Source organism: Micromonospora globispora (assembly GCF_003857015.1).
GTDB lineage: Bacteria > Actinomycetota > Actinomycetes > Mycobacteriales > Micromonosporaceae > Micromonospora > Micromonospora globispora.
On the sequence record NZ_QGGF01000244.1, the window covers coordinates 1 to 26,932 of the forward strand.

The 26,932-nt window shown below is 68.0% G+C and carries 23 protein-coding genes and 1 pseudogene; 6 read left to right on the forward strand and 18 right to left on the reverse strand.

All coding sequences use genetic code 11. From position 1 onward, the window contains the following. Positions 1-139 precede the first annotated feature (139 nt). The 9 genes and pseudogenes from DKL51_RS11045 to DKL51_RS11085 form a co-directional block, all read right to left on the reverse strand. Positions 140-730 (reverse strand): annotated as a pseudogene (locus DKL51_RS11045) (IS3 family transposase); the annotation flags it as partial. Then, positions 727-1,026: a transposase gene (locus tag DKL51_RS11050; RefSeq protein ID WP_185734774.1), complete on the reverse strand. Its 300-nt coding sequence runs from the start codon at positions 1,024-1,026 to the stop codon at positions 727-729. The gene DKL51_RS11050 and the pseudogene DKL51_RS11045, both read right to left, overlap by 4 nt. 128 nt (positions 1,027-1,154) lie before the next feature. After that, positions 1,155-2,372 carry an acetyl-CoA C-acetyltransferase gene (locus DKL51_RS11055; protein ID WP_109966291.1) on the reverse strand — a complete coding sequence of 406 codons (1,218 nt, stop codon included), beginning with the start codon at positions 2,370-2,372 and terminating at the stop codon, positions 1,155-1,157. 48 nt (positions 2,373-2,420) lie between these two features. Further along, positions 2,421-3,299 carry an ABC transporter substrate-binding protein gene (locus DKL51_RS11060; protein WP_109966292.1) on the reverse strand — a complete coding sequence of 293 codons (879 nt, stop codon included), beginning with the start codon at positions 3,297-3,299 and terminating at the stop codon, positions 2,421-2,423. Then, positions 3,296-4,261, reverse strand: coding sequence for a fumarylacetoacetate hydrolase family protein (locus DKL51_RS11065; protein WP_109966293.1), 966 nt, complete (start codon positions 4,259-4,261; stop codon positions 3,296-3,298). The genes DKL51_RS11060 and DKL51_RS11065 overlap by 4 nt, the downstream gene beginning before the upstream one ends. Before the next feature lie 38 nt (positions 4,262-4,299). Next, positions 4,300-4,710 carry a hotdog fold thioesterase gene (locus DKL51_RS11070; protein ID WP_109966294.1) on the reverse strand — a complete coding sequence of 137 codons (411 nt, stop codon included), beginning with the start codon at positions 4,708-4,710 and terminating at the stop codon, positions 4,300-4,302. 6 nt (positions 4,711-4,716) lie between these two features. Beyond that, entirely contained in the window at positions 4,717-6,684 is a 1,968-nt protein-coding gene (locus DKL51_RS11075; protein WP_165824589.1) for an acetoacetate--CoA ligase, read from the reverse strand. Then, positions 6,681-7,307 (reverse strand): cupin domain-containing protein, encoded by a 627-nt coding sequence (locus DKL51_RS11080; protein ID WP_109966296.1) that lies wholly within the window; start codon positions 7,305-7,307, stop codon positions 6,681-6,683. The genes DKL51_RS11075 and DKL51_RS11080 overlap by 4 nt, the downstream gene beginning before the upstream one ends. Continuing rightward, complete coding sequence (locus tag DKL51_RS11085; protein ID WP_124812021.1) at positions 7,304-8,332, reverse strand: fumarylacetoacetate hydrolase family protein; 1,029 nt, start codon at positions 8,330-8,332, stop codon at positions 7,304-7,306. Before DKL51_RS11085 ends, DKL51_RS11080 begins: the two co-directional genes overlap by 4 nt. A gap of 297 nt (positions 8,333-8,629) precedes the next feature. Here DKL51_RS11085 and DKL51_RS11090 point away from each other — a divergent pair, with 297 nt between their 5' ends. Beyond that, positions 8,630-9,214 (forward strand): TetR/AcrR family transcriptional regulator, encoded by a 585-nt coding sequence (locus tag DKL51_RS11090; RefSeq protein ID WP_109966298.1) that lies wholly within the window; start codon positions 8,630-8,632, stop codon positions 9,212-9,214. A 63-nt stretch (positions 9,215-9,277) separates the two neighbouring features. Here the strand turns inward: DKL51_RS11090 and DKL51_RS11095 are convergent, their stop codons facing one another. Genes DKL51_RS11095 through DKL51_RS11110 form a run of 4 tightly spaced genes read right to left on the reverse strand, consistent with a single transcriptional unit; the run spans position 9,278 to position 13,969 of the window. Continuing rightward, the gene (locus tag DKL51_RS11095; protein ID WP_123809796.1) at positions 9,278-10,324 is read right to left on the reverse strand and encodes an ABC transporter permease; all 1,047 of its coding nucleotides are present in this window, start codon (positions 10,322-10,324) and stop codon (positions 9,278-9,280) included. A 3-nt stretch (positions 10,325-10,327) separates the two neighbouring features. After that, complete coding sequence (locus DKL51_RS11100) at positions 10,328-11,314, reverse strand: ABC transporter permease (RefSeq protein ID WP_109966300.1); 987 nt, start codon at positions 11,312-11,314, stop codon at positions 10,328-10,330. After that, positions 11,283-12,881, reverse strand: a complete 1,599-nt coding sequence (locus tag DKL51_RS11105) for a sugar ABC transporter ATP-binding protein (RefSeq protein WP_109966301.1) — start codon at positions 12,879-12,881, stop codon at positions 11,283-11,285. The genes DKL51_RS11100 and DKL51_RS11105 overlap by 32 nt, the downstream gene beginning before the upstream one ends. Continuing rightward, positions 12,878-13,969, reverse strand: coding sequence for a substrate-binding domain-containing protein (locus DKL51_RS11110; RefSeq protein WP_165824591.1), 1,092 nt, complete (start codon positions 13,967-13,969; stop codon positions 12,878-12,880). Before DKL51_RS11110 ends, DKL51_RS11105 begins: the two co-directional genes overlap by 4 nt. A 608-nt stretch (positions 13,970-14,577) precedes the next feature. On the opposite strand from DKL51_RS11110, the gene DKL51_RS11115 reads away from it, so the two are divergent. Both DKL51_RS11115 and DKL51_RS11120 read left to right on the forward strand, forming a co-directional pair. Next, a complete protein-coding gene (locus tag DKL51_RS11115; protein ID WP_165824593.1) occupies positions 14,578-16,074 on the forward strand; it encodes a bifunctional 3-(3-hydroxy-phenyl)propionate/3-hydroxycinnamic acid hydroxylase in 1,497 nt (498 codons plus the stop codon). 18 nt (positions 16,075-16,092) lie between these two features. Continuing rightward, positions 16,093-17,031 (forward strand): VOC family protein, encoded by a 939-nt coding sequence (locus DKL51_RS11120; protein WP_109966304.1) that lies wholly within the window; start codon positions 16,093-16,095, stop codon positions 17,029-17,031. A gap of 167 nt (positions 17,032-17,198) precedes the next feature. Here the strand turns inward: DKL51_RS11120 and DKL51_RS11125 are convergent, their stop codons facing one another. Further along, positions 17,199-17,918, reverse strand: coding sequence for a GntR family transcriptional regulator (locus DKL51_RS11125; RefSeq protein ID WP_109966305.1), 720 nt, complete (start codon positions 17,916-17,918; stop codon positions 17,199-17,201). Positions 17,919-18,107: 189 nt separating this feature from the next. On the opposite strand from DKL51_RS11125, the gene DKL51_RS11130 reads away from it, so the two are divergent. From DKL51_RS11130 to DKL51_RS11140, 3 genes are read left to right on the forward strand one after another with little or no spacing between them, the layout of a single operon-like run. Further along, complete coding sequence (locus DKL51_RS11130) at positions 18,108-19,001, forward strand: ornithine cyclodeaminase family protein (RefSeq protein ID WP_221623158.1); 894 nt, start codon at positions 18,108-18,110, stop codon at positions 18,999-19,001. 11 nt (positions 19,002-19,012) lie between these two features. Then, positions 19,013-20,500, forward strand: coding sequence for an NAD-dependent succinate-semialdehyde dehydrogenase (locus DKL51_RS11135; protein ID WP_109966307.1), 1,488 nt, complete (start codon positions 19,013-19,015; stop codon positions 20,498-20,500). Positions 20,501-20,556: 56 nt separating this feature from the next. Then, on the forward strand, positions 20,557-21,576 hold the full coding sequence (locus tag DKL51_RS11140) for a dihydrodipicolinate synthase family protein (RefSeq protein ID WP_109966308.1): 1,020 nt from the start codon (positions 20,557-20,559) through the stop codon (positions 21,574-21,576). A gap of 211 nt (positions 21,577-21,787) precedes the next feature. On the opposite strand, the gene DKL51_RS11145 is transcribed toward DKL51_RS11140, so the two are convergent. The 4 genes from DKL51_RS11145 to DKL51_RS11160 all read right to left on the reverse strand — a co-directional run bounded on the left by DKL51_RS11145 (position 21,788) and on the right by DKL51_RS11160 (position 26,919). Continuing rightward, a complete protein-coding gene (locus tag DKL51_RS11145) occupies positions 21,788-23,593 on the reverse strand; it encodes an FAD-dependent monooxygenase (RefSeq protein WP_109966309.1) in 1,806 nt (601 codons plus the stop codon). Positions 23,594-23,684: 91 nt separating this feature from the next. After that, positions 23,685-24,869, reverse strand: a complete 1,185-nt coding sequence (gene fahA, locus DKL51_RS11150) for a fumarylacetoacetase (protein ID WP_109966310.1) — start codon at positions 24,867-24,869, stop codon at positions 23,685-23,687. Beyond that, positions 24,866-25,729, reverse strand: coding sequence for a hypothetical protein (locus DKL51_RS11155; RefSeq protein WP_207786380.1), 864 nt, complete (start codon positions 25,727-25,729; stop codon positions 24,866-24,868). Before DKL51_RS11155 ends, fahA begins: the two co-directional genes overlap by 4 nt. Beyond that, a complete protein-coding gene (locus tag DKL51_RS11160; protein ID WP_109966312.1) occupies positions 25,726-26,919 on the reverse strand; it encodes a homogentisate 1,2-dioxygenase in 1,194 nt (397 codons plus the stop codon). The genes DKL51_RS11155 and DKL51_RS11160 overlap by 4 nt, the downstream gene beginning before the upstream one ends. Between the last annotated feature and the right edge of the window lie 13 nt (positions 26,920-26,932).

A 26,932-nucleotide genomic window follows, 5' to 3' on the forward strand; every position in this document is an offset into this window, starting at 1 on the left:
GCCGTCGCCCATGCGCTCAACCGCCGACCGCGGAGAACTCTCGGCTGGAAGACACCAGCCGAAGCCCTCGACGAACACCTACGATCGCTCCAACAACCTCGTGTTGCGACGACCGGTTGAATCCGCCTTGCGATCCGCGGTCCGAATGGAAGATCGCGCCCTTGCCGGTCAGGCCCCGGCCGGCGGCCAGGGCGATCGCGTCGCAGGCCAGCTCAGCGCGCGTGTGCTCGGCCATCGCGTGCCCGACGACCTCGCGGGTGTGCAGGTCGATGACGGTGGCCAGATACAGCCAGCCCTCCTCGGTGGGCAGGTAGGTGATGTCACCGACCAGCTTCTCGCCGGGCGCGGCGGCGGTGAAGTCCCGGCCGAGTAGATCCGGCGCCGGTGGCGCGATCACATCCTGGCGGGTCAGCGACCGGCGTCGCCGGCGGGTGAAGCTCACGATCCCGCGCTGGCGCATGATCCGCTCGACCTTCTTGCGGTTGACCCGCCGGCCGCGCCGGCGCAGCTCGACCGTCACGCGCGGGGACCCATAGGCCTGCTTGTGCGCCGCGTGGATCGCGGTGATCTCCGCAGCGAGCGCGTCCTCGGCCTGTTCACGCTGCTCGCGGGCCTGGGCGGCGTCCAGCCACTCGTAGAAGCCCTGGCGGCGCACCCGCAGGACTCGGCACAGCCGCGTGACGCCGTAGGTGGCGCGCTCGGCGGAGATGAAACGGTAGCGGCTGGTCAATGCCCCATCTCCTTCGCAAAATATTGGGCGGCCTTGCGGAGAATGTCCTTCTCCAGCTCCAGTTCCCGCACCCGCGCGCGAAGTTTGCGCAGCTCGTCCCGCTCAGATGAGGTCAGCTCCGGCTCCGCGGACCGGCCGCCAGCCTCCCTACGCTCCTCGGCGCGGACCCAGCCACGCAGCGTTTCATGGTTGACGCCCAGATCACGGGCAATCTGCCGCAACGGCGAGTCCGACGAACGGACCAACGCCACCGCGTCCTTACGGAACTGCTCGGTGTACTGCGAGGGACGTGCCACCAGGACATCCTTCCTCCTGGCTCTCCTGCCAGGGATCAGGGTATCCGGCCCGAAGGGGGAAGCTCACCGTTCTCTGGGCCTCGGTCCGCCGCGTCGTGGCCCCGCGCTCGGCGCCTGCATTGCTTTCGTCAGGACAGCCGCTCGAACACCATGGCCATGCCCTGGCCACCGCCTACGCACATCGTCTCTAGCCCGAACCGGAGGTCGCGCTCCTGGAGGGAGTGGATCAGGGTGGTCGCGATCCGTGCCCCTGTCATGCCGAACGGATGCCCGATCGCTATTGCGCCGCCGTTGACGTTCAGCTTGTCCTCGTCGATGCCGAGCCTGCGGGCAGACGGAATCACCTGGGCGGCGAATGCTTCGTTAACCTCGACCAGGTCGATGTCATCGACCGTCAGACCGGCGCGGGTGAGCGCCCGCTGGGACGCCTCGACGGGGCCTAGGCCCATGATCTCGGGAGAGAGCGCGGAGACGCCGGTGCTCACGATCCGCGCGAGCGGCGTGATGCCCAGGGCGGACGCCTTGACGTCGGACATCACGACGACGGCGGCAGCGCCGTCGTTCAGCGGGCACGCGTTGCCCGCGGTCACTGTGCCGTCCGGCCGGAACGCCGGCTTGAGGCTCGCGAGTGCATCGGCAGTGGTTCCCGGCCGCGGGCAGTCGTCGGCAGCGACCAGGGTGCCGTCAGGCAGTCGGACCGGCGTGATGTCGCGTTCCCAGAAACCCTCGGCGATCGCCTTCTCGGCCCGGTTCTGGCTGAGGAGCGCGTAGGCATCCTGCTCCTCGCGGGTAACGCCCTCGAGCTGTGCCACGTTCTCCGCCGTCTGCCCCATGACGGCGTAGATATCGGGAAGCGACCCGTGCTGGCGCGGGTCCGACCACTGCGCGGATCCGCTGGCCAGCTGCGCGGTCCGAACCCGGGCGTCGTCGAAGAGCGGGTTCTCGTTCCCGCCGTCCCAGTCCGCGCTGCCCCGCGAGAAGCGGCTGGCGGTCTCGACGCCTGCAACCAGGAGGGCGTCGCCCTCCCCCGACTTGATTGCGTGGAAGGCCATCCGAAGCGCCTGCAGGCTGGAGGCACAGAACCGATTGACGGTCGTGCCGGGCAGATAGTCCATGTCGCTCAGGACCGCGACGACCCTCGCCAGGTTGTTGCCCGACTCGCCGGCCGGCTGTCCGCAGCCCAGGATGAGGTCCTCTATGTCGCTCGGGTTGAGCGCCGGCACCTTCGCTAGGGCGGCCGCGACCATCTGGGCGGTGAGGTCGTCGGGGCGGAGGCCCTTCAGTGCTCCCTTAAACGCGCGTCCGATGGGCGAACGTGCGGTCGCGACGATCACGGCCTCAGGCATGGGGACTCCTTGGTTGGTGGGGTGAACGACTTAGGTGGACTGCCGCCGTCAGGCGCACTCCGCGAGAGCCGTCAGGACGGGGTGGCCGGCGAGGACCAGGTCAGCCGGGGCCGGGGCCCCCGCGATCCTCATCGACATCCTGTAGCGAAGATCGGTCAGCACAGCGAGGCCGCGGACCGTGGCCCGCAGAGTCGGCGGGTTGGTGCGCTTTGCGGACTCAATGGCGCTCGGGCCGTGGCCGGCAGCGGTGAGCCGTGCTGCGACCGCATCGTGCGGCGTGTCACTGATCCAATGGCGTGCCCGCTCAAGCGCCACCAGATAACAACGGATCGCTTCAGAGTGCTCGTCCACGTGGTCCCGGCGGGCGACGAGGCCGAGCCCGGGGTAGTCCGGCTCAAGGCCGGTTGTGCGCATGAGTTCCCTCATGCCCCTCTGGACACCCGCTTCATCGAGTGGGGGTGCGACAAGAGTGAGGTCGGCTTGCCCGGCGAGCAGCGCGTCGTACCGTTCCCGCACGCCACCGATCTCGAGCGCCTCGTAACCGCCCCTCGGCCAGCCAAGTCGCTCCATCATCGCGTAGGCGACGATCGCGAAGCCATTCGTCGCTGCATCCACGGCCAGGCGTGGGCGGCTGGTGTCGCTGAGCGCAGCCAACCCCGGGCGCAGCACCAGGGCGAGATCCGTGGTGGTCTCCAGCTGGGCAATCTGGACGATGGCCGATCCCGTCGCGTTCCAGGCGAGCAGGTTGTCCGTGCTGGTGATGGCGACGTCGACCCGGCCCTGATCGAGGTCGGCCCGTTGGGCCTTCGACGACGTCGTGAGGACGTCGATGACCTCGACGCCTTCGGCCTCGTAGTAGCCCAAGCTCCAGGCGACCGTGCAGAGGGCGGGTACGACGAATACCGACTGCCGCACCGTCGCTGTCATGCCAGGCTGCCCTCTGCGACGCACCTCGTCCGTTGCGACCCCAGCCCGTCGATCTCGCACTCCATCACATCGCCCGGTCGGAGGTAGCGGCCGAAGTGGGAGCCGTTGCCCGGCGGGGAGCCGGTGATGATCATGTCGCCGGGCTGCAGTTCGACGAACCGAGAGAGGTACGCGATCAGCTCGGCCGGGCCGAAGACCATGTCCCCGGTGTTGCTCTCCTGCATGGTCTCGCCGTTGAGACGGAGCCGGATGCCCAGGTCCAACGGGTCAGGCACGAACGCCGCTGGGACGAGCCACGGCCCAGTGGGGAAGAACGTCGGGAAGTTCTTCGCACGCAGCCAGTCGGTGCCCATCATCGGCATGTCGGTCCGCGGGACGAGGCTCCGCGTGGTCAGGTCGTTGCAGATGGTGTAGCCGGCGACGTGCTCCATCGCCTGCTCAACCGGGATGTGTCGGGCCCTCTTGCCGATCACAACTCCCAGCTCCAGCTCCCAGTCATGGTCATCCCAGCCGGAAGGGAGAACGACGTCGTCGAACGCGCCGCTGATGGCGGACGAGGCACCGGTCCAGATGTAGGGCTCGCCGTTTGCGCGGCGGTCGTCGATGTCCGCGGCCGCCTGCGCCGCTCGCTCCTCAGGCGTCGCGCCTGAGAACCCGAGCCCATGGGCGATGGCCATCTGGATGATGTGCTGGCGGTAGTTCGCTCCCGCGGCGAACAGCTGACCGGGCGGCTGGATGGGCGGCCGTACGACGAGCGACTCGCCAATCGTGCCCCGGGTCGGCGGATGCTCCGCCGCAGCGGCCAGCGCCGGGAAGGCCGTCTCCCAGTCGGCCAGCATCTCGAGGACGGAGGCGTAGGGCAGATAGTCGCGTACGTCGTACACCACGTCCCCAACCACCTGGCCTGGGAAGTTGCCGGAGCCGGCATCGAAGGTGCCGAGCGCGAACCATGGCCGAGTCATCTTTACGTCCTTTCTCACGGCATTCCGGAGCCGGCGCATCAGCCCGGCGGCTTCGGAAGCAGCGCACCCTTGCCCCGGTACTCGGCCACCAGTCGTTCGCCAGAGCGAACGCTCACGTCCACCAGCGACTGCCGGCGCGTTGTGTGTCGGACCTGCGCTTCGGCGATGAGCACCTCGCCGACCCGGGCGGGCGAGAAATAGACGATCGAGGCGTCCGCCGTCGCCGTCCCGGGCATCAGACTGTTGGCGGCAAGGGCGAATGCTGTGTCCGCCAGGAAGTACACGATGCCCCCGTGGCAGATCCCGTGGCCGTTGGCGGCGGTCGGCGCGACCGTCATCCTGGCTACGGCCGCGCCGTTCGTTGCTGACACGATCTCGACCCCCAACGCTTCGACACTCTGGTCATCGCTCACCATGTCGCGGACGAACTCGTCGATCACCAGCATCATGGACCGTCACACCCTTACAGGCGGAGCAACAAGGTCAGAGATCTCCTGGAGCGCCCCGAAGTTGTCGACGACCCCCGGATCGACGACCTCTTCCAGAGCAGCGCCCTGGAAGAGGCGCTTGACCGGGACCTCGAGCTTCTTCCCAGTCCGGGTGTGGGGAATAGCGGAGACCGGGATGATCGTGTCCGGAACGTACCGGGGCGACAACGCAGCGCGGATGGCGTTGCGCACGGTGTTGGTCGCCGCCTCGGCGGTGACCCCGTCGGCGAGCTGGACGAAGAGCGGCATGAAGTAGCCCTCGCCCTGCTCGACGCCCACGACGAGTGCTTCGCGCACCTCGTCGAGCGCTTCCACGACCCGGTAGAGGTCGGCCGGCCCCAACCGGACACCGTTGCGGTTGAGCGTCGAGTCGGAGCGGCCAAGGATGACCGAGCTGCCGTCGTGGTCGAACTCGACGAGGTCGCCGTGGCGCCACACACCGGGATAGGTGGAGAAGTAGCTCTCCCGGTAACGCGAGCCGTCGGGGTCGTTCCAAAAGTAGAGCGGCATCGAGGGCATCGGCTTGGTGACCACCAGCTCGCCCGCGGCGCCGACGACAGGCTCACCGGCTTCGTTCCACGCCTCCGCGGACACGGCGAGCGCCGGCAGCTGGAGCCGGCCGGCGCGGACCGGCTCGCCCGGCGCACCGCCGAGGAAGATGCCGGCCACGTCCGTGCCGCCGCTCGTCGAGGCCAACCAGACCTCACCGACCGAGTCGTACACCCATTGGTAGCCCTCTGGGCTGAGCGGCGAACCGGTCACCTGGACCATGCGGAGGTTCGACAGGTCGTGGGACTTGCCCGGCGCGAGTTCCGCCCGCAGGCACGCGTGCACGTATGCCGCTCCCAGGCCGAGCGTGCAGACGGCCTCGTCGGCCGAGACCTGCCAGACGCGGTCGAGGTCCGGAAACGCAGGGTTGCCGTCGAGCAGCACGATGGTCGCGCCCCGCAACAGGCCGGACACCAACATGTTCCAGACCACCCAGCTGGTGCTCCCCACGATGAGAAGCTTCTGCCCAGGCTGGAGGTCAGCGTGGAGGGTCAGCGTCTTGAGGTGCTCGAGCACGACGCCGCCGTGCCCGTGCACGATGCCCTTCGGCACACCGGTGGTCCCCGAGGAGAACAGCACCCACAGGGGGTCGCTGAACAACACGCGGTCGGTGACCCAGGCGGCCTCGTCCGCCATGACATCGGCCCACGAGTGGGTCTGGACGGATGAGCCGGGAAGGGCCGCCGTGCTGCCGACCCAAACCACTCGCTTCACCGACGGCAGATCCGCGACCACGTCGGCGAGGACGCCGCTGCGGTCCACCACGCGGCCGTTGTAGTCGTAGGCGGCGGTGGCAAGGAGCACCTTCGGCTCGAGCTGGCGCAGTCGGGCGACGATCGCCTCAACGCCGAACTCCGGCGCGACGACCGACCAGATCGCCCCCAGCGATGCGGCGGCCAGGAGGCCGACGACCGCCTCGGCGCGGTTGGGAAGGACAGCGGCGACACGGTCGCCCTTCGTGATCCCGTGCCGACGCAGGAACGCGGCCAGGACGCCGACCTGCTGCCGGAGCTCGGCCCAGCTGAGCACGGTCCTAGCGCCGTTCTCGGCGATCGCAACGATGGCGTCGCCGTCGCGATCAGGCCCCAGCGCGATGTCAGCGTAGTTGACCGATGCAGCGGGAAACCACTGTGCACCGGGCATCGAGTCGGGTGCGCCGGCACCGCCGGTCAGGGACCCGAGGTCGATGCCGGCGTACTCGGCGAACGCGCGCCAGAACCGCTCGACATCGTCGACCGACCACTTCCACAGGTCCCGATAGCTAGCGACGTCGTCCGGCCCGGTGTAGCCGGCGTCCTGCAGCCAACTGCAGAACCGGGCGAACTCCAACGAGCGCACGCGTGCGTCGTCGGGGGCCCAGAGGACGTCGCCCACCTGAAGCGTCACGACGCCTGACCCGCCAGATCCGCTGACGTTACCGGAACCGGCGGCGCGCCGATCAACACGAACGCCATCCGGCACGGCTTGTCCGAGCGGTTGGCCCAGGCGTGCGACGTGCCGCGCTGGACTACCACGTCGCCCGCCGTCAGCAGGCACTCGTCGTCGTCGAGCATCAGCCAGATCTCGCCCTCGAGGACGATCCCGTAGTCGATGGAGTCGGTCTTGTGAAACCAGAAATGCTTGTCCTCGCTGTGGGAAGCACCGGCACGCGCGGCGTTACCACCGATCTCCGCGAAAAGAGCAGACTTGCCGGCGTCGGTGTAGGCCGAGTCCGGCGGGAAGTCCGCGATGCGGAAGATGGTGGCCCGGACGTCGGGATGCATCGGGATCACCGTGTCGGCGGAGCCGTTGTCCTGCTCACCCGCGTTGGAGATCGGGCCAGGCTCGGTGTACCAGATTTGAGCGGCGCCGAATCCAGCCACGCTGGGCGAGCTGTGCCGGTTCGGCGAGACACCGTCACTGACGATGTACGAGCGGCCGTGCTCGTCGGTGCCCGTCACCACGCGGCGCACGACACCCGTCCGGTCCGATCCGTGCCCGTTCAGCGAGTTTCCGTTCACGTTGCTCACGCCACCGGCTCCTTGCCGTCGTTGGTCTTCCAGGGGTACGGCTTCTCCTGCGGCCACCACGGAGCGACTTCGGGCTCGCCGATGATTGTCTTGAGCACGCCGATCTTGTCCAGCTGCAGCTCGAGCACGTCGCCGGGCTGGAGCTTGCGGTCAATCTCCAGACCGGAGCCGTTGCCGAGCGTGCCGGTCGCGATCAGGTCGCCCGGCTGGACGTTGTCGGAAACCGAGACCCAGGCAACCAGCTCGGCCGGCGGGAAGATCCCACCTTCGGCAGTGCAGTTGGAGATGAGCTCGCCGTTGAGGCGCACCGAACCGTTGAGGTCCGCCAGCGACGGGATCTCGTCGGCCGTGACGATCCAGGGGCCGATGCCGAACGCGAAGTCCTTCGACTTCTGCGGCCCCATGCCCATCACCATCTCGTTGGGCTGCACGTCGCGGGCCGAGAAGTCGTTGAAGATCGTGTAGCCGAAGATCCGGCTCTCGGCCTCCTTCGGCGTCAGGTTGTGGCCGGGGCTGCCCACGATGATGCCGATCTCCAGCTCCCAGTCCATGAAGCTGGTGTACGACGGGTAGGGCACGACCTCCCCGTGGCCGTAGCTCATGCTCGGCGAGCCCTTGAAGTAGGGCGGGGTCTTGAAGATCTGCGGGGCGGGCAGACTGCCACCCACCTTCTCGGAGAAGTGCTGCATGTGGATGGGGTAGGTGAGGCTGTCCCGGATCACCGGGCAGTCGACCGCGACGGTCCACGAGACGCTCTCGATGTCGAGGCTCGCGTCGTCAGCGCCGGCAAGGGCCAGCTGCGCGGTCTCCCTGAAAAGTTCACCCGCGGCAATCGCCTGGGACATGCTCGACGGGAAGATCGTCCGCCCGATCCGGGTCGCAGCGTCCGCGCTGGCGCCACGACCCCGCAGGACGGCCGCGTAGGCGCGGGCGAGGTCGACGACGCGGCCCTCCTCCTCGAGCACCGCCACGATGCGCGGCTGGTCACCGTCTGGGGCGGCGACCTTGATGCGTCCGAACTTCATTGTTCCCCTCCATCCGATGCGATACGTCCCGTACAGTACATGGGAAGGAGATGCCAGTCACCCCCAGCGGGAAATGAGTGCGAAAAATCCGACGGCGGCAACGCCGCGCGTCCCGGGACACCTTGGGCGAGCTTCTTCCCCCGGCCGGTCTGCCAAAACTGGCCATGGGACTCTCGGGTGACCCCTGCCCCAGTGCCAGGTCGAGGTCCCGCGCCGGGCGGATGTAGCTCACGTCACGCCTGTCCGGCCGCGAGATGGATCCGATACGGTACGGCCACTATCCGCTAGGGTGGCGCCATGGCCCTTCGAAGCGAGAGCAGCCGCAAATCCGTCCTGCAGGCAACGATCGACCTGCTGGGAGAGACACCTCCCGGCCCCGTGTCGCTGCAGAAGCTCTCCATCGAGCGCATCGCCCGGCAAGCAGGCGTCAGCAAGATGACGATCTACCGATGGTGGCCCAACAAGGCCGCACTGGTGATCGACTCGTTCATCGAGAACCACATCGCACAGACCCCTCTGTCCAAGGAAGGACGAGCCGTCGATGCGCTTCGGGCGCACCTTGTCTCCCTGACGAAGGTGTACGCAGGTCCAGAGGGCCGCCTTGTCGCCCAACTCCTCGGCGAGTGTCAGTTCGAACCGGCAACCCTTGACGCCTTCAAGGAGCACTTCTGGCGCGGCCGGCAAGAGGCAGTGGCCGAGTTAATTGAGCGCGCCAAGGCTGAGGGCGACCTGCGCGAGGACGTGCCTAGCAATACGATCGCCGACCTACTCTACGCCCCCATCTACTTTCGCCTTCTGCTCCAGACCGGCGAGCTCGATGTCGACAGCACGTTGACGCACGTCGAGGCGGTGCTGAGGGGTATCGCCCGGCAGGGCTCGTAGGGTGCGCCCGTTCCCGAACCGCAAGCTGAGGGGAAACAGACGACCCGGTGGCGTTGCTCGTCGTCAAATCCGATCGCGCAGCCGGCGGTCACGTCCATACGCCAGCACGACCACGATGATGGCGAGCCCGAAGAGTATCCGGCTGTCGCCCTCTCCGAGCCCCATACCGCTGAGAATCGTGGTCAGCGCCGTCAGAATGAGCGCCCCCAGGACCGTGCGGAGGAAGTCACCGCGTGCGCTACCAAGCGCTGTTCCGCCGACCAGGACCGCGGCGAGCCCGGAGTAGAAGTACGGGTCGCCGATAGTCACGGAGGCGCCGCTCGAGTAGCTGGCGATGAGCATGCCGGCGAGCCCGGTGGCAGCGGCTCCGAATGCGAAGGTCGTGATCCACACCCTCCCTGTCCGAATGAGGATTCCCTCGGCCGCTCGTGGGTTCGCGCCCGTCGCGTAGAGACGCCGGCCCGCTGGCGTATGCGCGAGGAAGAGCCAACTGCCGACGACGACCCCCACCGCCAGGCACACGACAGGGGGTACGGGCACATCCAACGTCTCCCCCATGACGAATGTCCACTTCGAAATGTCCTGTGGCGGCACGCCGAGGTTGCTGGCCTTTGTCGCCACAATGACCCCTCCGATGAGCACCGAGGACATGCCGAGCGTGACGACGAGGGACTGAACCCGGAGGTAGTGGCAGATGGCACCGCAGACCCCGCCTGCGAAGGCGCAGACACCGACGACGCTGACGGCGACCGCCCACAGCGGCCATCCCTTGGTGCCAGCAAGTTCGGCGGTCGCAACGGCACCGACCGTGATGTAGCCGGGTACCGCCAAGTCGAGGCCACCGACCAGGATGACGAGGGTCTGCCCCAGCGAGGCCAGCGCAAGCAAGGAGGCGATGACGAGCATGGCACGCACCGAGGGGCCGGAGGAAAAGCCGTCGATCTGTACAGAGCCCCACACGAAGACGCCGAGCACCACGGCGAGTTGCGCAACAGGAAAGCGCCGGGCTGCCGGTCTGCTTCGCATTGGCCAGCGCCGGCCATGTGTCTCCGCGGGCATCCCCGGCTGCATGTTCCCTGCCGCCGACGTCACAACATCGTTCGTCACCACGTTCTATCGACCCTTCGAGGTGATGCCGGACAGCACGACGCCGGCAATCAGCAGCAGTCCGTACACAAGCTGTACGTAGCTCGTGGGAACCCCCGTCGCAGCGAGGAGTTCCTGCAGCAGGAAGATCGCGGCAGCGCCAAGGAGAGAGCCGATGAGCCCACCTCTGCCGCCGGCCAGTGACGTCCCACCAAGGGAGACCGCGGCGAGTGCGATCAAGGAGTACGACGCGGCCAGGGACGCTTGCGATGTCTGGATGACGGCCGTCAGGGCGACACCTGCGATGGTGGCGAAGACACCGGACAACACGTAGGCACCGATGCGGACCGCAGCCACGTTGACGCCGGCGGAGAAGGTGGCGACATCGTCTCCGCCGACTGCGTACAGGTTGCGGAGGAACTGGGTCCTACCAAGCAAGACCCAGATCAAGACGGCTGCTCCAATCGTGAGGAGGCCGCCCGGGAGGGGGCCGGCCGTACCAGCGAGGTCTCTCGTCCAGTTATCTCCTGCCGGTACGGGTGCAGGTGAGATGTGGAGCGCGAGCCCGCTCAGCACGAAGAACATCGCCAGCGTGGCGATCACAGGTTGTAGGCGCCCTACGACAATCAGCAGGCCGTTGATGCAACCCGCGGCCGCGCCGACTGCCAGGAGAATCGGGATCGCCACGAGGGGCGAGCCGAGGCCGTGCGGAAGGAGCGTCGCGACCAGTAGACAGTTGACCAGCGTGGCCAGGGGGCCGACGGAGATGTCGATGCCACCGCCCAGCACCGGGACCGTCGAAGCAAAGGCAACAAGCACAAACGGCGCTAGCGTCCCGAGCGTGCCCGGCCAGTAGCCCGGGTCCAGGAACGACCCCTGGAGCGCCGCATTCGCGAGCAGGAGTGCAATCACCAGTACGCCCGCGAAGACCCAGGGTCGCCGCCCGACGAGCGACGCCTGAACTCGCTTTAGCCTCGACGCGTCAGGCGCCAGAAGCAAGGTTCTGCTCTGCATCCCCGGTTCCTTCCAACGTGTCACGGGCTCCGTCAGACACGGAGCCGAAGTAGGCCGCAACGATGTTCGACCGGGTGACTTCGTCCCCGGTCAGCTCGGCACTGACCGACTGGTCCCGGAACACGAGGACGCGGTCAACGAGTTGCACGATCTCGTTGACGTCGCTCGACAGCATCACCACGGCAACGCCCTGCACGCTCAGATCGTCGAAGACCGCATACAGGTCGTTCTTGGCGTTCTGATCGATGCCCCGGGTGGGATCGTTGAGGAGGAGCACCTTGGGCACGTCGGCGAGCGCACGCGCCAGGATCACCTTCTGCTGATTGCCGCCCGACAGGGTGGTGATGAGATCGCGCGGATCGCCCATCTTCAAGCGCAGCGGCTCGGACTGCCGCCGTAGGCGCCGGAAAGTCCGGCGCTGCTGGATCAGTCCGCCGACGGTGTCTTGCGCGAGTCGGGGAAGCCCGAAGTTCTCACCGATCGCAAGCTGCTCGAACATTCCCTCATGACGGCGCTCGCGCGGCACATAGGCCACCCCGTGGCGTCGAGCGACCGACGGCTTGTCCAGGACCACGCCGTCACACTCGCCCGTCCTACGTACCCTTCCGCCACCAAGTGCAGGCGCACCACGGAGCGCCTTGAGGAATGCGTCCTGGCCCTGTCCTTCCAGGCCGGCAAGTCCGACGAGCTCGCCGGCTCTGAGCTCGAAGTCGATGGGGGCTCCGTCTGGGAGGAGGCGCAAGGCGCTGGCGCGCAGCACAACCTCGCCGGCGGGCCGCGAGGAACGGCGTTCGGCGTTCGCCTCAACACCTGACATGTGCCGAACGAGCTCGTCCGGCGAGGTACTCGACGCAGGAAGCCTCGACGCCACGGTCCGTCCCGCTCGAAGAACGGTCAGGACATCACTGATTTCGAAGACCTCGTCCATGCGATGGGAGATGAACAGGACGCTGGCACCATTCCCCGTCATCTCATGGACGATCTCGAACAACCGGTCGCGGGTCGCCACATCCAGGGCGGATGTCGATTCATCGAGGATCAGCACCGCAGGGTCCGCCACGAGGGAGCGCGCGACGCAGCACGCCTGGCGCCCGGACAGTGGCAGGCTCTCGATGGGCGCGTCGACATCCACCGGCTCGCCGAGAAGGCGGGTGAGGATATTTGTTGTTCGCTGCCGACGCTCCGCCTTGTCCAGGTGCGTCGTCCGCGCGCCGATCCAGATGTTCTCGAAGATCGTCCGTCCAGGAACGGTCAGGACCTCCTGAAAGACGGTCGCGATCCCGATCCGCCGAGCGTGCGATGGCGATCGCATCTGCTGGACCGTACGACCGTCCACGCTGATCGTCCCAGTGTCGGGCCGGTGGACAGCCGATAAGATCTTCACGAGGGTGCTCTTGCCACAGCCGTTCTCACCCATCACGGTGTGCACCTCTCCGGCGCGGACCTCAAGGTCCACGCCGGAGAGCGCGCGCGTGGCGCCGAACGACTTTGTCACGCCACGAACGTCGATGCGCGAGCCCACGTCGGCGGTCAGACCGCCCCCGGCACCTTGAACCTGCAGGCTCACTTGGCGGTACCGAAGAACGCGTCGAGCTGTTCGGTCGTCATCAACTTGTCGTCGGGGAGCCAGGCGTCGTCAGCGCCGGAGACCGTCCAACCGTCCTGGTAGACCGCGTCGACGTCGTCGCGCCCGATGAGTTTCGGCTCCGTCACCATCATGTTGATCACGGGCCCGTCACCGGCGAGCATGCGGAGCACGACCGTCGCCACCGTCTTCCCGATGGCCCCATCCGGGACCGAGCTGCCGACCTGCTTGTACGAGTCAGCGTGCTTGTGGGCGTAGGCGATGCTGCCCTGCGTCGAACCCACGTCGGCGATGACGGGAAGCGGACGGCCGAGCTGTTCGAATGCCTGGATGACGCCCGGCGTCATCACGCCGGCCTGGAAGACGCCGTCGATCTTCGCGGGGTGGGTGGACAGGAACTGCAGGATCGCGCCCTTGGCGGCCGCGGCGTTGAAGTTGCCCGTGACCTCACCGGCGATCTTGACGTTGGGGCACTGATCGAGCACCGCCTTGAAGCCCGCAAAGGCTTCGTTGTCCGACTGAATGCCCGGAATGCCGTGAACCTGAAGCACGGTTCCCTTGCCGCCCATCTCGGCGACGACCCGCGACGAGACCTCGGCCGCCTGCAAGAACGCGTTGAGGCTGACACCGATTGCGTACTTCGACGGCACAGGAAGCCAGGGGGTCACGACCGGGATGCCGGCCTTGCCGGCCGCATCGACCGCTTCCACGAAGGGCTCGGACGCCAACGGCATCAGGATGATGATGTCGGGCTTCTTTGCTACGAGCTGGTTGAACAACTGCAGGCTGCCCGGGATGTCCGTGGGGTTCTGCGGTGCCAAAGAGGCGGTGATCTCGACCTGCCCGGAGGCCTCGAGTTCCTTGGTCAACGCATCGAGCGTGTGGGTAACGAACGAGTTGACTACCGGCTGCCACAGGATGCCCACCTTGTAGGGCCCGTCGTGACTCGGCTTCCAGTTCGCCCAAGCGCTCGGCTGCAGCTCGGTCGGGTAACCGTTGTATGCGGCAGCAACCTCCGGTGGAAGACTCGCCAGAACGTTCCGGGGGTCCTTGGGGGCGATCTGTGGCACCGATCCGCATGCACCGGCTGAGCGGGTTCGTGCGGACCCCGCGCCAGTTGCCGTGGTGTCAGTTCCACAAGCAGACATCCCGAGAGCAAGCACGGCGACACCTGCACACGCCGCCGTCAGCTGCACCCGTCCGCGCCAGCTCCGGGCCAGCGTTGAAGGTTTCGACATTGGGGTTCTCCCGGACTCTCGTCAGAACTCGCGCATCGCAGTGAAGGCGATCACAGGGGGCTAAGACAAGCACAACCGATACGGGACGTCTAGTACCGTGACGAAGATTTTCTCTTCTCTGCGGAGCGGACCTTCCCTGCTCCCGCCGATGGCTGCGCGAGGCGCGACCCGGCCGCCCCCAAGCGACAGCACAAGAAACGGTGGCGCTGGGGCGGCGCAGAGCGAAGAGCCGGCGACGACGAAGGCCGTCCGCAAGACGGCGCCGCGCAGCCAACGAAGAGCGTCACTCCGGAAGCTTCACCCACCCCCTCTGCCTGATGAGTAGTCTGAGCCGCCCGGAGGGCTTGTGACGTACGTCCCAGGGGCTTATGCTGCCACCACGCGATACGAGACGTCCAGTATCTGACGCTGGTCAGACAGGGGTGCAAGGAGAGTTTGAAGTGGCTCGCAAGTACGAGGTGGTCGTCATTGGTGCGGGCCCGGTCGGGGCAACTGCTCTGGCAATGCTCGGCCACGCCGGTATCTCGGCAATCGGAATCGAGCGGGAGACCGAACCGTGGCCGTTCGCGCGGGCGGTCCACTTCGACGGCGAGATCCTTCGGCTGCTGCAGTCGATCGGCCTCGCTGACAAGGTCTTCGCGCATTGCCGGCCAATGTGCGACTTCCGGATGGTCGACCAGGCTGACGAGACCCTGATCGCGCACGTCACGGGCCAACTGGGCGCGCAGGCCTGGCCCGACCAGGTCCTGTTCCACCAACCGAACATCGAGCCGGTTCTGCGGGCCGAGATCGAGCGGCTCCCCTCGGTCGAGCTCCGCATTGGCACCCAGATGCTGGAGTTCTCACAGGACTCCGACGGCGTGAACTGCGTCATCGAGACCCCTGACGGGGCGACCGAGGTCATCACCGGTCGCTGGTTGCTCGCGTGCGACGGCGCCACGTCCTCGATCCGACGCCAGCTCGGCGTCCAGACCGAGAAGCTTGGCTCCGACGACCCGTGGCTGATCGTGGACGGCATCCTGCACGACAGTGCGGGCATCCCCGGGGACATGGTCTTCATCGGCCACTACACCAGGCCGGCCCTGTGGGTCCGCCTCCCCGGGGAGCGCGTTCGGATGGAGTTCAAGGTGATGCCGGGCGACGACCCGGAGGAGATCGTCACCCCTGAAGGCATCGCCCGCTTGAGCAGCGGCATCCTGAACGTCGACAAGTTCGTTCCGGACCGGGTCGCGATCTATACCTTCCGGGCGCGGCTCGCAGAGCAGTGGCGGATCGGCAATATCTTCCTCGCCGGAGACGCCGCCCACCTCGCACCGCCACTGTTCGGCCAGGGACTGTGCGCCGGCATGCGCGACATCGTCAACCTGGTCTGGAAGCTTCGGCTCGTCGCGCGAGGCCTCGCCGACAACAGTCTCCTCGACACCTATGAGTCCGAGCGGAAGGAGCACGCCCGGTACTGGGTCAGCCAGGCAGCCAACATGGCACGCCTGTTGCAGACCACCGACCCGGAGGTCGCGAAGGGGCGCGACGACCACATCAGGGCAAACCCCACCGAGTCGCTCCCGCCACGCCCACCGCTCGGGCCCGGCCTCCACGACGGTGGTCACGACAAGCGCGCCGGTGTGCTCTCAGAGCAGCCGACCCTCGACGACGGCCGACGCCTCGACGACCTCGTCGGGCACCGCTTCCTCGTCGCGACCGCGCCTGATCTCCTCGCAGGACTCACGCGGGACCTGACAGCCAGGATCGCCGCCAGCCCCGAGGTCGTGGTGATTTCCGATCCCGCCATCGTGGGCCCGCTCCTCGCCTCGTCGGGGGCAGGTGCGGTCTGCGTGCGCCCCGACCGCTACGTCCTCGGCGCCGCCGACGACGCTGCCGCCCTCGAGGCGCTCTTGAACAAGGTGCCCACACTCGCCCCCACGGCCGCGTCCGTCTAGCGAACGGAGAGAACCACCATGAGCTTCAGCCACATCACTCACCTGCGCCACGTCGACCTCGCGGTGGCGGACTACAAGCAGCAAGTCACCTTCTACCGAGACCACTGGGGTCTCACCGAGGTCGCGACCGACTCTGGCGTCAGCTACTTCGCCGCAGCGGGCTCGCCCGAGCAATATGTCATCCGTGTCCGCGGCTCGTCCGACAAGCGCATCGACCTCGTGTCGTTCGGAGCCAAGGACCCCGCAGCCGTCGACGCCCTGGCCGAGCAGCTCGGTCAGGCGGGCGTCTCGCTGATCACGGAACCGGACGACCTGCAGACGCCGGGCAGCGGCTACGGCTTCCGCTTCTTCGATCTCGAGGGACGGACGGTCGAGGTATCAGCTGACGTCGAGGCGCGCGTGCACCGCAGGATCGAGGAGAAGGAGGACATTCCGGTCCGCCTGTCCCACGTCGTGCTCAATTCGCCGGAGCCGGAAAAGATGCTGGCTTGGTACGAGAAGCACCTCGGGTTCCGGCTGAGCGACACGCTCAACCACCCCCGAGTCGGCGACATCTTCTACTTCCTTCGCTGCAGCCCGCAGCACCACAGCATGGCCATCGCTCGGGGTCCACACCCCTCCCTGCAGCATGTGTCCTTCGAGCTCCGCGGCATCGACGAGTACATGCGGGGTAGCGGGAGACTCATGCGCGCCGGCTGGGAGAAGATCTGGGGTCCCGGACGCCACCGCGCGGGCGAGAACGCCTTCAGCTACTTCATCGACCCCAACGGCAACACGATGGAGTACACGACCGAGCTCGAGACGGTCGACGAGGACAGGTGGCATCCGCATGTCTACGACGTCTACGAGCCCGAGACGTCGGACGTGTGGGGCACCGCCAACCCTATGGATGACTTCATCACGCAGAAGATGTTCAACGACCCGGACAAGGGTCTGTTTGTCCCGCCGCCCGTTTAGGGCATCCGGTGGGCTGAAGCCACACGCGGGCCGGGTCGTCCGAAGTGTTGCAAAACCTTCGGGCGGCCCCGCTGGTTCTCGTTCGAGGCGTAGGCGAGCACGCCCTGCGGATCGACGATCGCCGCCACGTGGAGTGGCACGAGTGGATCTTCCGCGGTCTCACCTCGCTACTGGTCACCTGGTGATCGGTCGAGGACACTGACGTCGACGCCGCTCGATCGCAGTGCGACGTCGAGAGCCGACTCCTCCGGAACGACATACCCGGCGCGCATCACACGGAAGAGCACGGCGAGGATGTGGCGCTGGGTCGCCCTGGCCGCTGCCTCGACGTCACCGGCCTCGCAGGCGTGGAGGATGGCCTCGTGCTCCTGGACGGCCGGGCCGCCCCTGACGTTGAAGTGGGCTCGGATCCGCTCGGCCTGCACGGAGAGGTCACGGATGAGCCGCACGAGCCTCTCCGAACCCGCCAGGCGGTAGAGCGTCAGGTGGAACTCACGATTGAGGTCCCCGAAGGAGCGATCAGCGTCCTGGCCCTGGACCGCGGCCTGAAAGCTGGCGTGCGCCCTGCGGAGCTGCTCCAAGTCAGTGGCCTGCAGTCGAGGCACGGCGGCGCGGACTGCCAGCACCTCGAGCTGGATGCGCATCGCGGTGATGTCCTCGGCGGCGGCGTGGTCGATGCCGCTGGCCACCACGCCCCGGTAGGGCTGACGCTCCACCAGCCCTTCGGCGTCGAGCTTGAGGAGTGCCTCCCGCACCGGCGTCCGGCTCACGCCGAGCGAGTCGGCGAGCTCGGTGGGGTCGATCCGGTCACCCGGCGCCAGCTCGCCGACAACGATCCGTCGGCGCAGCTCGTCGAAGACCCGGTCGGCCACTCTGGTGGTGATCATGCGCCCCTGTTTCAAAGCTCCGCGGCAACCGCTTGTGAAGACAATATCCAATGTCTAGGATTATCATACGATACGTATCGCACCGAATGAGGAAGTGAGCGGGTGACTCTCGTACTGAGCGACGACGACGTCCAGCAGGTGTTCGACTGGGGGCGCGCGATCGAGGCACTGCGGTCGGCGTACGCCGGCGTGGACGACCCCGGGCGCTATCCGAACCGCGCGGTCGCCCACGGTGGGATCAACTGGTTCCGGACCCTGAGCGGCATCCCGGCTGACGGCAGCCCGATGGGCGCCAAGACCATCGCCGGAGCGTGGTCGAAGCGACAGGTGTCCTACCTGATCTCGCTCTTCGACCAGGACACCGCCGAACTCGTCGCCCTCATGGACGGTAACTCCATCACCGGCTACCGCACCGCCGCGACGTCAGCGCTGGCGATCGATCTCCTGGCGCGTGCCGGCGCCGTCACCGCCGCCGTGATCGGGTCCGGCTTCGAGGCCCAGAAGCATGTCCGCGCGCTGGCGGCCGTCCGGAAGCTCGAGGCGGTCCGGGTGTTCTCGCCACGTCCGCAGAGCCGGGCCCGGTTCGCCTCTGAACTCGCGGACCTCGGAGCTGCCATCACGCCGGCGGAGTCGGCCGTGGATGCTGTCGCGGGCTCCGACGTCGTGATCTGCGCGGCGCGGTCCTACGACGAGACCCCGACGCTGCTCGGCGACTGGCTCGAGCCCGGCATGACGGTGGTCTCCATCGGCTCCACTGTTCCTGAGCAGCGTGAAGTCGACACCGCCACCATTGCGCGCGCGGATGTGATCATCGCGGACGTGTTCCACGAGGTGCTGCACGAGACCGGCGACCTCCTCGCGGCCGCTGCTGATGGCATCGACGCCACCGCCAAGACGGCGTCGCTGGCCGACCTGGTCGCGAAGCGCCACGCCGGGCGGCAGAGCGGCGACCAGATCGTGCTCTACAAGTCCGTCGGGGCCGGCATCCAGGACCTCGCCGTTGCCTCCATGTGCGCCGACCAGGCAGCGCGCCGCGGCCTCGGCGCCCAGCTCCCGATCCACATCCGCCCCGTGACCAAGTGAGGAACCAGCCGATGAGCACGAGCACCACAGGCTTCAGCGCCCGCCTGGCTGACCCCACCCTGCTGCGGAAAGGGGCGTACGTCGACGGCAGCTGGCTCGTCGACGGCGAGGACGGCACCTTCTCGGTGACCAACCCCTCGACGGGTGAGGTGATCGCGGAGCTGCCGGCGCTGAGCCGGGAGCAGGTCCGGCAGAGCATTGCCGCCGCTGACAGGGCGCTCCCCGCCTGGCGAGGGCTGTCCGCGAAGGAGCGCTCGCTGATCATCCGCCGCTGGTTTGACCTGGTTGTCGAGAACGCCGAGGACCTCGCCACGATCATCACGATGGAGGAGGGCAAGCCACTCTCCGAGGCCCGGGGCGAGGTCGCCTATGCAGCCTCCTTCATCGAATGGTTCGCGGAGGAGGCCAAGCGTGTACGTGGTGACGTCTTCCACTCCCCGGAAGCGTCGCGCCGTATCGTCGTGCTGAAGGAGCCGATCGGCGTCTGCGCGGCGATCACGCCGTGGAACTTCCCAGCCGCAATGATCACCCGGAAGGCGGCACCCGCCCTGGCAGTGGGCTGCACGATGGTCGTCAAGCCGGCGCAGCAGACGCCTTTGACGGCGCTGGCCCTCGCGGAGCTCGGTGAGCGGGCCGGGATCCCCGGCGGGGTCTTCAGCGTCGTGATGGGTAGTGCGCGAAAGATCGGTCCCGAGCTGACGGGCAACCCGACGGTGCGCAAGCTGACGTTCACCGGGTCGACCGAGGTCGGGCGGGTGCTGATGTCGCAGACCGCGGAGACGATCAAGAAGGTCTCGATGGAGCTGGGCGGCAACGCTCCTGCCATCGTCTTCGACGACGCGGACATGGAGACGGCGCTGGCCGGCGTGCTGGCTGCGAAGTACCGCAACACCGGCCAGTCCTGCATCGGGGCCAACCGCGTCTATGTGCAGGCCAGGATCTACGACCGCTTCGCAAAGGAGCTTGCAGCGCGTGCCGGTGAACTCAGGGTCGGTGACGGTTTCGCAGACGGAGTCGCGCTGGGCCCGCTGATCGACGCGGCCGCCGTCGCCAAGGTCACCGAGCACGTCCACCACGCAGTCTCCCACGGCGCCGAGGTCCTGTGCGGCGGAGAACAGGACCAGCAGGGCTCGCTTTTCTTCCCGCCCACCGTGCTCACCGGCGTCACGCCGGCCATGCTGGTCTCTCGGGAAGAGACCTTCGGCCCCATCACCCCGCTGATCCGGTTCACCGACGAGGCCGACGTCATCCGCATGGCCAACGACACCGAGTTCGGTCTTGCGGCGTACCTCTTCAGCCGCGACGCGGAGCGCATTTGGCGCGTCGCCGCCGCACTCGAGACCGGCATGGTCGGCATCAACACCGGACTCATCTCCAACGAGGTCGCGCCCTTCGGCGGCATCAAGCAGTCCGGAGTCGGCCGCGAGGGCTCCATCTACGGAGTCGACGAGTACCTCGAGATGAAGTACCTCGCCTGGGAGGTCGCGGGCACCCACTGAGCGGCGCGCCGTCCCGCTCCACGCGAGCACCACTAGCAGAGAGAGAAGGAACCCCCATGGCCGTCTACACCCGGGCCGAGTCCCGTGCATGGGCCCGCGAGAAGCTCGTCGGCGCGGTCAACTGCACGATCCCGTCGTTCACGAACGACCTCAAGGGCATCAACGAAGCCGGCATCCGGCACGACATCCGCCTCGCCAAGGAGCACGGCTTTGTTGGCAGTCTCGCGATCTCGGAGGTGAGCATCACGGTTCCGGAGTACGTCGACTTCATCCGCATCGCCAAGGAAGCAGCCGGCGACGACTTCTACATCTGCCACCACGCGAGCTGGAGCAACCTCGAGGAGAACCTTGAGGCCGTTCGGGGCGCCGAGGAGGCGGGGGCTGACATGGTGCTCCTGTCGTACCCGCCGAACTTCTACCCAGAGACAGAGGACGAGGTCTTCGAGTACACCAAGGCGGTCTGTGACGCGACCGACCTCGCGGTGATCCTGTTCCCGATGATGATCTGGAACTTCGGTGCGCGCATCCACCCTTCCGACATCCCGACCCGGCTCATCCGCCGGATGATCGACGAGATCCCCAACGTCGCCGTCATCAAGGCCGAGGGTGGCTACCCGAACATCCAGAGCGCCGTCGAATGCCACCGCCTCTTCGGCGACGAGGTCGTCATCTCTGTCCCCATCGAGAGCGACCTCATCCCCCTCGCGCAGCTGATCCCCATCCAGCTCTCCGCCACGAGCGACCACGAGTTCTACGGCCCGACCATCCCTCGCGTCATGGCGCTGCTCCGTAACGGGAAGTACGACGACGCCACGGAAATCTTCTGGAAGCTGCACCCGGCCCGTCAGGCCAAGGCGGCCCTCTTCGCCGGCCTGCACGGCGGATCGGTGCTCAACCGACAGGCGTGGAAGTTCCAGGGCTGGCTGCAGGGCTACAACGGCGGCCCGCTGCGGATGCCCACGCAGCGCCTCCAGGACCGCCAGATGCTGGCGCTCCGCCAAGCGCTGATCAGCGCCGGGTTCGAGCCCAGCATGGAGCCGTTCCGCGAGTTCTTCATCGGGCGCAACCCCGCCTGACGTCCTGCGGGCAGCGGCCGCGAGGATCCGCCAAGCCGGCCACTGGCTCGGTGCGGTCCTCGGGCCGTCGCCGATGCCGGTGATTGGGCAATGCTGCGTCAGCACGCGCCCGACGTACTGTCCGCAGGAGGGTCGCGGCCCGCGCCCAGATGGACGCGGGCTGGCCGTCGGCGATGCGCGCCAAGCAGACGCCTCCGTCGGCGCCCACGGATCACCCGATGTCGACCAGCAGTTCGAGGAGCCGGTCCGCCCCCACCTCCGCGCCGAGCACGAGGGCCAGGCGCGTGAGCAGTCCCTCCGGATCGTCGGAGTCGTCGATGGCCCGCGAGAGCGAGAGCCAGACCTGCTCTCGGTCGGCCTGCTCCGGGGTCAGCATGGCGGGGTCCGCCGCGTCCGCATCGGGGGCGCCCGGGACGAGCCGGTTCGCCACGTCCGCGAGCTCATCAGCCGTGCCGCGTGCCAAAACGATCCCGTCGGGACGTACGGCGACGATCTCACCGGGCGACGCCTGCCATGACTCGGCCGCGCCGCCGTCCGCGCCGGGTTGGAGTGGGACGACCGTGACCTCCTCGTGGGGCAGAGCTGCCCAGAGGTTGGCGCGCACCATTTCCGCGGCATCGGCGTCGACCGGTTCGACGGCATACACGCCGAAGCCCGACCCGCGCGATCCGTGAAGGCTGGTCTGCTTGCCGTCGACGACGATGCGCCGGTCCTCCAGCGGATCCCCGCACTGCAGGCCCGGCACCGCGGCCCGCACGGTCAGCGGCGAGCGCCGCGCATGCGTGGCACGGGACTGGCGTGGGTCGATCAGGTGGCTGAACTCGGGCTTGACCGCACCGAGCCGGAGCAGCGCGTCACGCGTGGCCCGGAACCCAGGAGTCCCTGGCGTCATGATGAGTGTCGACTTGCCGGCACTGTCGATGTTCTGCTGCCACGCGTCGCGGCGCTCCGCCGCGTACGCCGCGAGCAGCTCGTCACCGGCGGTGCCGAAGACCACCGCCGCCAGCATCCACGCGAGGGTGTCCGCATCCTCGAGCCCCGAATTGAGGCCTCGCACGCCGAAGATCGGGACCAGGTGGGCGGCATCGCCGGCGAAGATCACCCGTCCATGCACAAAGTCGTCCAGCGCGAGCGCCAGCGCCTTGTAGAACCCGTGCCACTCCAGGGTCCAGGGCGTGTGGTTCTCCAGCCAGGCGAGATGTTTCCCGATACGGGCCCGGATGGCGTCCTCGGTGGTCTCCGCCGCGACGTCGTCCTCTGGTGAGAGTTGGTAGTCGATGCGCCAGATGTCGTCGGGCTGGCGGTGCATGATCACCGTCGAGCCGGGATTGCTCGGCGGGTCGAACCACACCATCCGCTCGGTCGGCAGTCCCGACTTCCAGTGAATGTCGGCGATGACGTAGCGGCCCTCGTAGGCGGTGCCTGCCAGCTGCAGCCCCATGAGCTCGCGGGTTCTCGATCGGCCACCGTCGGCGGCGACAACGCGGTCGGCGCGCAGCGTTCGCTCGCCGTCGACCGTCGTGACTGTCAGCGTCACCCCGTCGTCGTCGGCGGCGACACCGGTGAGTTCGGCACCCCAGTGAAGCGTGACGAGCGGGTTGGCGCTGACCCGGTCGACCATCATCTCCTCGATCTCGGATTGCGAGATGTTGATCATCGGCGGGCGCAGCGAGTGGGCGTCGTGGGGCATCTGGAAGTGGAGCACCTCGCGGTCGCGGAAGAAGCTACGACCGCCGTCCCAGGCCAACCCACGCCGGGCGAGGGCATCCCGGAAACCGAGGCGGTCGGCGATTTCCTGGCTGTGCCGCGAGATGCAGATCGCGCGGGAGCCGACGGAGACCGAGGTCGCGGCCTCGACGATCGTCACTGCGATGCCGTGGGCCGCGAGTCCGAGGCCGACGGCCATGCCGACCGGGCCCGCCCCGACGACCACCACCGGAAGCGATTCACCCGACGGCGTCGAGTCGAAGCGGGACGCGGCGTAGGGCCGCGGCTGGTAGTAGGGCGAGCCGCTCACCGGGCCCTCCCCTGCAGGTCGGCACCGGTGGCGCACCTATATGGCAGTCCGCCCTCGGCGACCTGGGTGCCCGATGCCACCACCTTGGCCATCAGTCCTCCTGCTTCGTGTCGACGATCCGACCCCGCGCCTCTCCGAAGCCGACCGTGGTGCCGCCCGCGCCGGGCGCCGTAGCGCGCAGCACGACCTCGTCCCCGTCCTGCAGGAAGGTACGCTCCGCTCCCGCGACGACAACGGGCTCGGCTCCGCCCCAGGTGAGCTCGATGAAGGCGCCCCGCTGGTGCTTTTCGGGACCTGAGATGGTGCCCGAGGCGAACAGGTCCCCCGTGCGTGTCGGGGCACCGTTGACCGTGAGGTGCGCCAGCATCTGGGCTGGGGACCAGTACATGGCGGCGTACGGCGGGCGTAAGACAATCTCGCCGTTCCACTCAACCTCTAGGCTGACGTCAAGGCCCCAGGGATGGGCGAGCGCGAGGTAGGGCAGGACCGCGGGCTCCTGCGCCGGGGTGGCGACGCGCGCGGCGTCCAGGGCGAGCAGCGGCACAACCCAGGGCGAGATCGTCGAGGCGAACGACTTGCCCAGGTTGGGACCGAGCGGGACGTACTCCCATGCCTGGATGTCGCGCGCCGACCAGTCGTTGAAGAGGACCACACCGAAGATGTGCCGGTCAGCTTCCTCGACGGGGATCGGCTTGCCCATCGGGTTGCCGGTGCCGACGACGAAGCCAAGCTCGGCCTCGATGTCGAGCCGGGCGGACGGGCCGAACAGCGGTGCCGGGTCGCGGGGCCCCTTGCGCTGCCCCCACGGCCGGACGATATCGGCGCCGGAGACCACGATCGATGCGGATCGGCCGTGGTAGCCGACCGGCAGGTGCTTCCAGTTCGGCATGAGGGGGTCCGGGTTGCCCGGGCGGAAGAGCCGGCCGAGGTTCGAGGCGTGGTGTTCGGAGGCGTAGAAGTCGACGTAGTCCGCCACCTCGAAGGGCAGGTGCAGAGTGACCTCGCCGAGGTCGTGCACCGCCGCCTCGGGGACGTCGCCCCGGAGCGCCTCGGTGATCTCGGCGCGGACTGCGACCCAGCGGTCGTGGCCCTGGCCCATGAACGCGTTGAGGCTCGGTTGCGCGAAGGTGTCGTCGCCGAGCAGGATCGCGAGGTCGACGACCTGGTCGCCGTACCGCGTCGCCACGCGCGGCGTCTGTCCCGGCACGGAGTAGACGCCGTAGGGCAGATTGTGGAGCTCGAACAGATCGTGGGCGGGTACAGACAGGTTGGTCACAGCAGGCCCTTCGAGCTGTGGGCGGGCAGGAGGCCGAGGCCGGCCAGTTCCTCGACCGGCTCAGCAATGGAGCAGGTACCGAAAGAGCGGAAGGTCTCGCGGACGGTCGGAGCGAGGGAGCGCGCCCTCTCCGCCACGCGGGAGCCGTCGCGCTCGCCGAGGAGTGCGACGAGTTCCGCGTGGTCGGCTCCCTCGAGAGCCGCGCCCGTGGCGACGAGCAGGTTGAGGAACCCGTGCTGCTCGAAGCCCGTCGCGGGGTCGGTGTTCCGCAGCGCGTGGTGCAGGCCGGCCGTCGCCTTGAACGGCACACCGGCCCGGACCGCTGCCAGCACCGCGGCGGCCAGCTCGCCCTCGTCCGGGTAGAGGTCGGCACGCACGCCGCCGGTGCGGAACTTGCCGAGGTACGGTGACCCGGCGAGCGCCGCGAGTAGCGGCTCCCGCCGCCCATCCCGGGGCACTTCCATGAAGACCATCAGGGTGGTGTTGTCGGCGAGGGCATCGTCCAGCGCGGGCACGACCTCCTCGACCGGGGTCTCGTCCGGCAACGCGATCTCGAGCCCGACCAGGCGGACGGCCGGGATGGCCCGGGCATCTGCGACCGCGTCGCTGACCGCGGACAGCGGGACGGTGACGGTGACGGTGACGGTGACGGTGACGTCGAGCATGCCCTCCGGTACATCCGCGGCCACCTCGGCCAGCGCCGGAAGGTCCTTGGCGGCGATGACCAGGGGCCCGACGAGACCGGCATGCGGGCCCTGCCGGTGCTGCAGATGCACCGGCACCGCCTGATCCAGCGGCATGTTGCCGGGCGGGAAGACCGCCGCGTCGTCACACAAGCCTGCGAGAAGCGACTCGCTCACCGAGCACCTCGCGACCACGAGTAGGCGTAGACGCCGTCGTCGCTCGACTTGGCGCCCTCCCCGAGCTCGAGCGGGCGGAACGTGTCCACCATGACAGCGAGCTCGTCGAAGAACTGGGCGCCCAGGCTGCGCTCGACTGCTCCTGGCTGCGGGCCGTGAGAGTGCCCGCCGGGGTGCAGCGAGATCGAGCCCTGACCGATGCCGGAGCCTTTGCGTGCCTCGTAGTCGCCGCCGCAGTAGAACATCACCTCGTCGGAGTCGACGTTGGCGTGGTAGTACGGCACGGGGACGGCGAGTGGGTGGTAGTCCACCTTGCGGGGGACGAAGTTGCAGATCACGAAGTTGTGGCCCTCGAAGACCTGGTGGGCCGGCGGCGGCTGGTGGACTCGGCCGGTGATCGGCTCGAAGTCGGCGATGTTGAAGGCGTAGGGGTAGAGGCAGCCGTCCCAGCCGACGACGTCGAACGGGTGGTCGGGGACGACGTGAACGGAGCCAGCGACACCGCCGGGGCCACGGTGCTTGATGTAGACCTCGACCTCGGTCTCCTCAACGAGCCGCGGCTCACCGGGCAGCCGGAGGTCACGCTCGCAGTAGGGCGCGTGCTCCAGCAGCTGCCCGTAGTTGGAGAGGTAGCGCTTCGGTGGCGCGATGTGGGAGTTGGCCTCGATCGCGTAGAGCCGGATCGGCTCGCTGCTGGTGGGGACCCAGCGGTGGGTGGTCGCCCGCGGGACGATGACGTAGTCGCCCTGGTCCACCTCGAGGTCACCGAAGATGGTCTCGACGACGCCGGAGCCGGACTCGACGTAGACGCATTCGTCGCCGATCGCGTTGCGGTACAGCGGCGAGGCCTGAGCGGCGACAACGTAGTAGATCCGCACGTCGGCATTGCCGAGGACGAGCCGGCGACCGGTCACCGCGTCGGTGGCGCTGGCTTGGTCGATGGTGAAGAGGTCGTGCAGCCGGAGGTGCAGCGGCTTCAGCGGGTGGTTGGGAGTCGTCGACTGATCGGGGAGGTCCCAGGCGCGGACCTGGCTGATGGCCGACGGGATATGCCGGTGATAGAGCAGCGAGGAGTCCGAGGAGAAGCCCTCCTCCCCCATCAGCTCCTCGTAGTACAGCGAGCCGTCGGGGGCACGGTGCTGGGTGTGGCGCTTCGGCGGGATGCACCCGCACTTAAGGTAGTGAGCCATCGTTTCGTCTCCC

Bases quoted from the DNA above. Each gene is read 5' to 3' on its own strand.
- DKL51_RS11055 (WP_109966291.1), bottom strand. From the start codon at position 2,372: ATGCCTGAGGCCGTGATCGTCGCGACCGCACGTTCGCCCATCGGACGC.
- DKL51_RS11060 (WP_109966292.1), bottom strand. From the start codon at position 3,299: ATGACAGCGACGGTGCGGCAGTCGGTATTCGTCGTACCCGCCCTCTGC.
- DKL51_RS11065 (WP_109966293.1), bottom strand. From the start codon at position 4,261: ATGACTCGGCCATGGTTCGCGCTCGGCACCTTCGATGCCGGCTCCGGC.
- DKL51_RS11070 (WP_109966294.1), bottom strand. From the start codon at position 4,710: ATGATGCTGGTGATCGACGAGTTCGTCCGCGACATGGTGAGCGATGAC.
- DKL51_RS11085 (WP_124812021.1), bottom strand. From the start codon at position 8,332: ATGAAGTTCGGACGCATCAAGGTCGCCGCCCCAGACGGTGACCAGCCG.
- DKL51_RS11090 (WP_109966298.1), top strand. From the start codon at position 8,630: ATGGCCCTTCGAAGCGAGAGCAGCCGCAAATCCGTCCTGCAGGCAACG.
- DKL51_RS11100 (WP_109966300.1), bottom strand. From the start codon at position 11,314: ATGCAGAGCAGAACCTTGCTTCTGGCGCCTGACGCGTCGAGGCTAAAG.
- DKL51_RS11120 (WP_109966304.1), top strand. From the start codon at position 16,093: ATGAGCTTCAGCCACATCACTCACCTGCGCCACGTCGACCTCGCGGTG.
- DKL51_RS11125 (WP_109966305.1), bottom strand. From the start codon at position 17,918: ATGATCACCACCAGAGTGGCCGACCGGGTCTTCGACGAGCTGCGCCGA.
- DKL51_RS11135 (WP_109966307.1), top strand. From the start codon at position 19,013: ATGAGCACGAGCACCACAGGCTTCAGCGCCCGCCTGGCTGACCCCACC.
- DKL51_RS11140 (WP_109966308.1), top strand. From the start codon at position 20,557: ATGGCCGTCTACACCCGGGCCGAGTCCCGTGCATGGGCCCGCGAGAAG.
- DKL51_RS11160 (WP_109966312.1), bottom strand. From the start codon at position 26,919: ATGGCTCACTACCTTAAGTGCGGGTGCATCCCGCCGAAGCGCCACACC.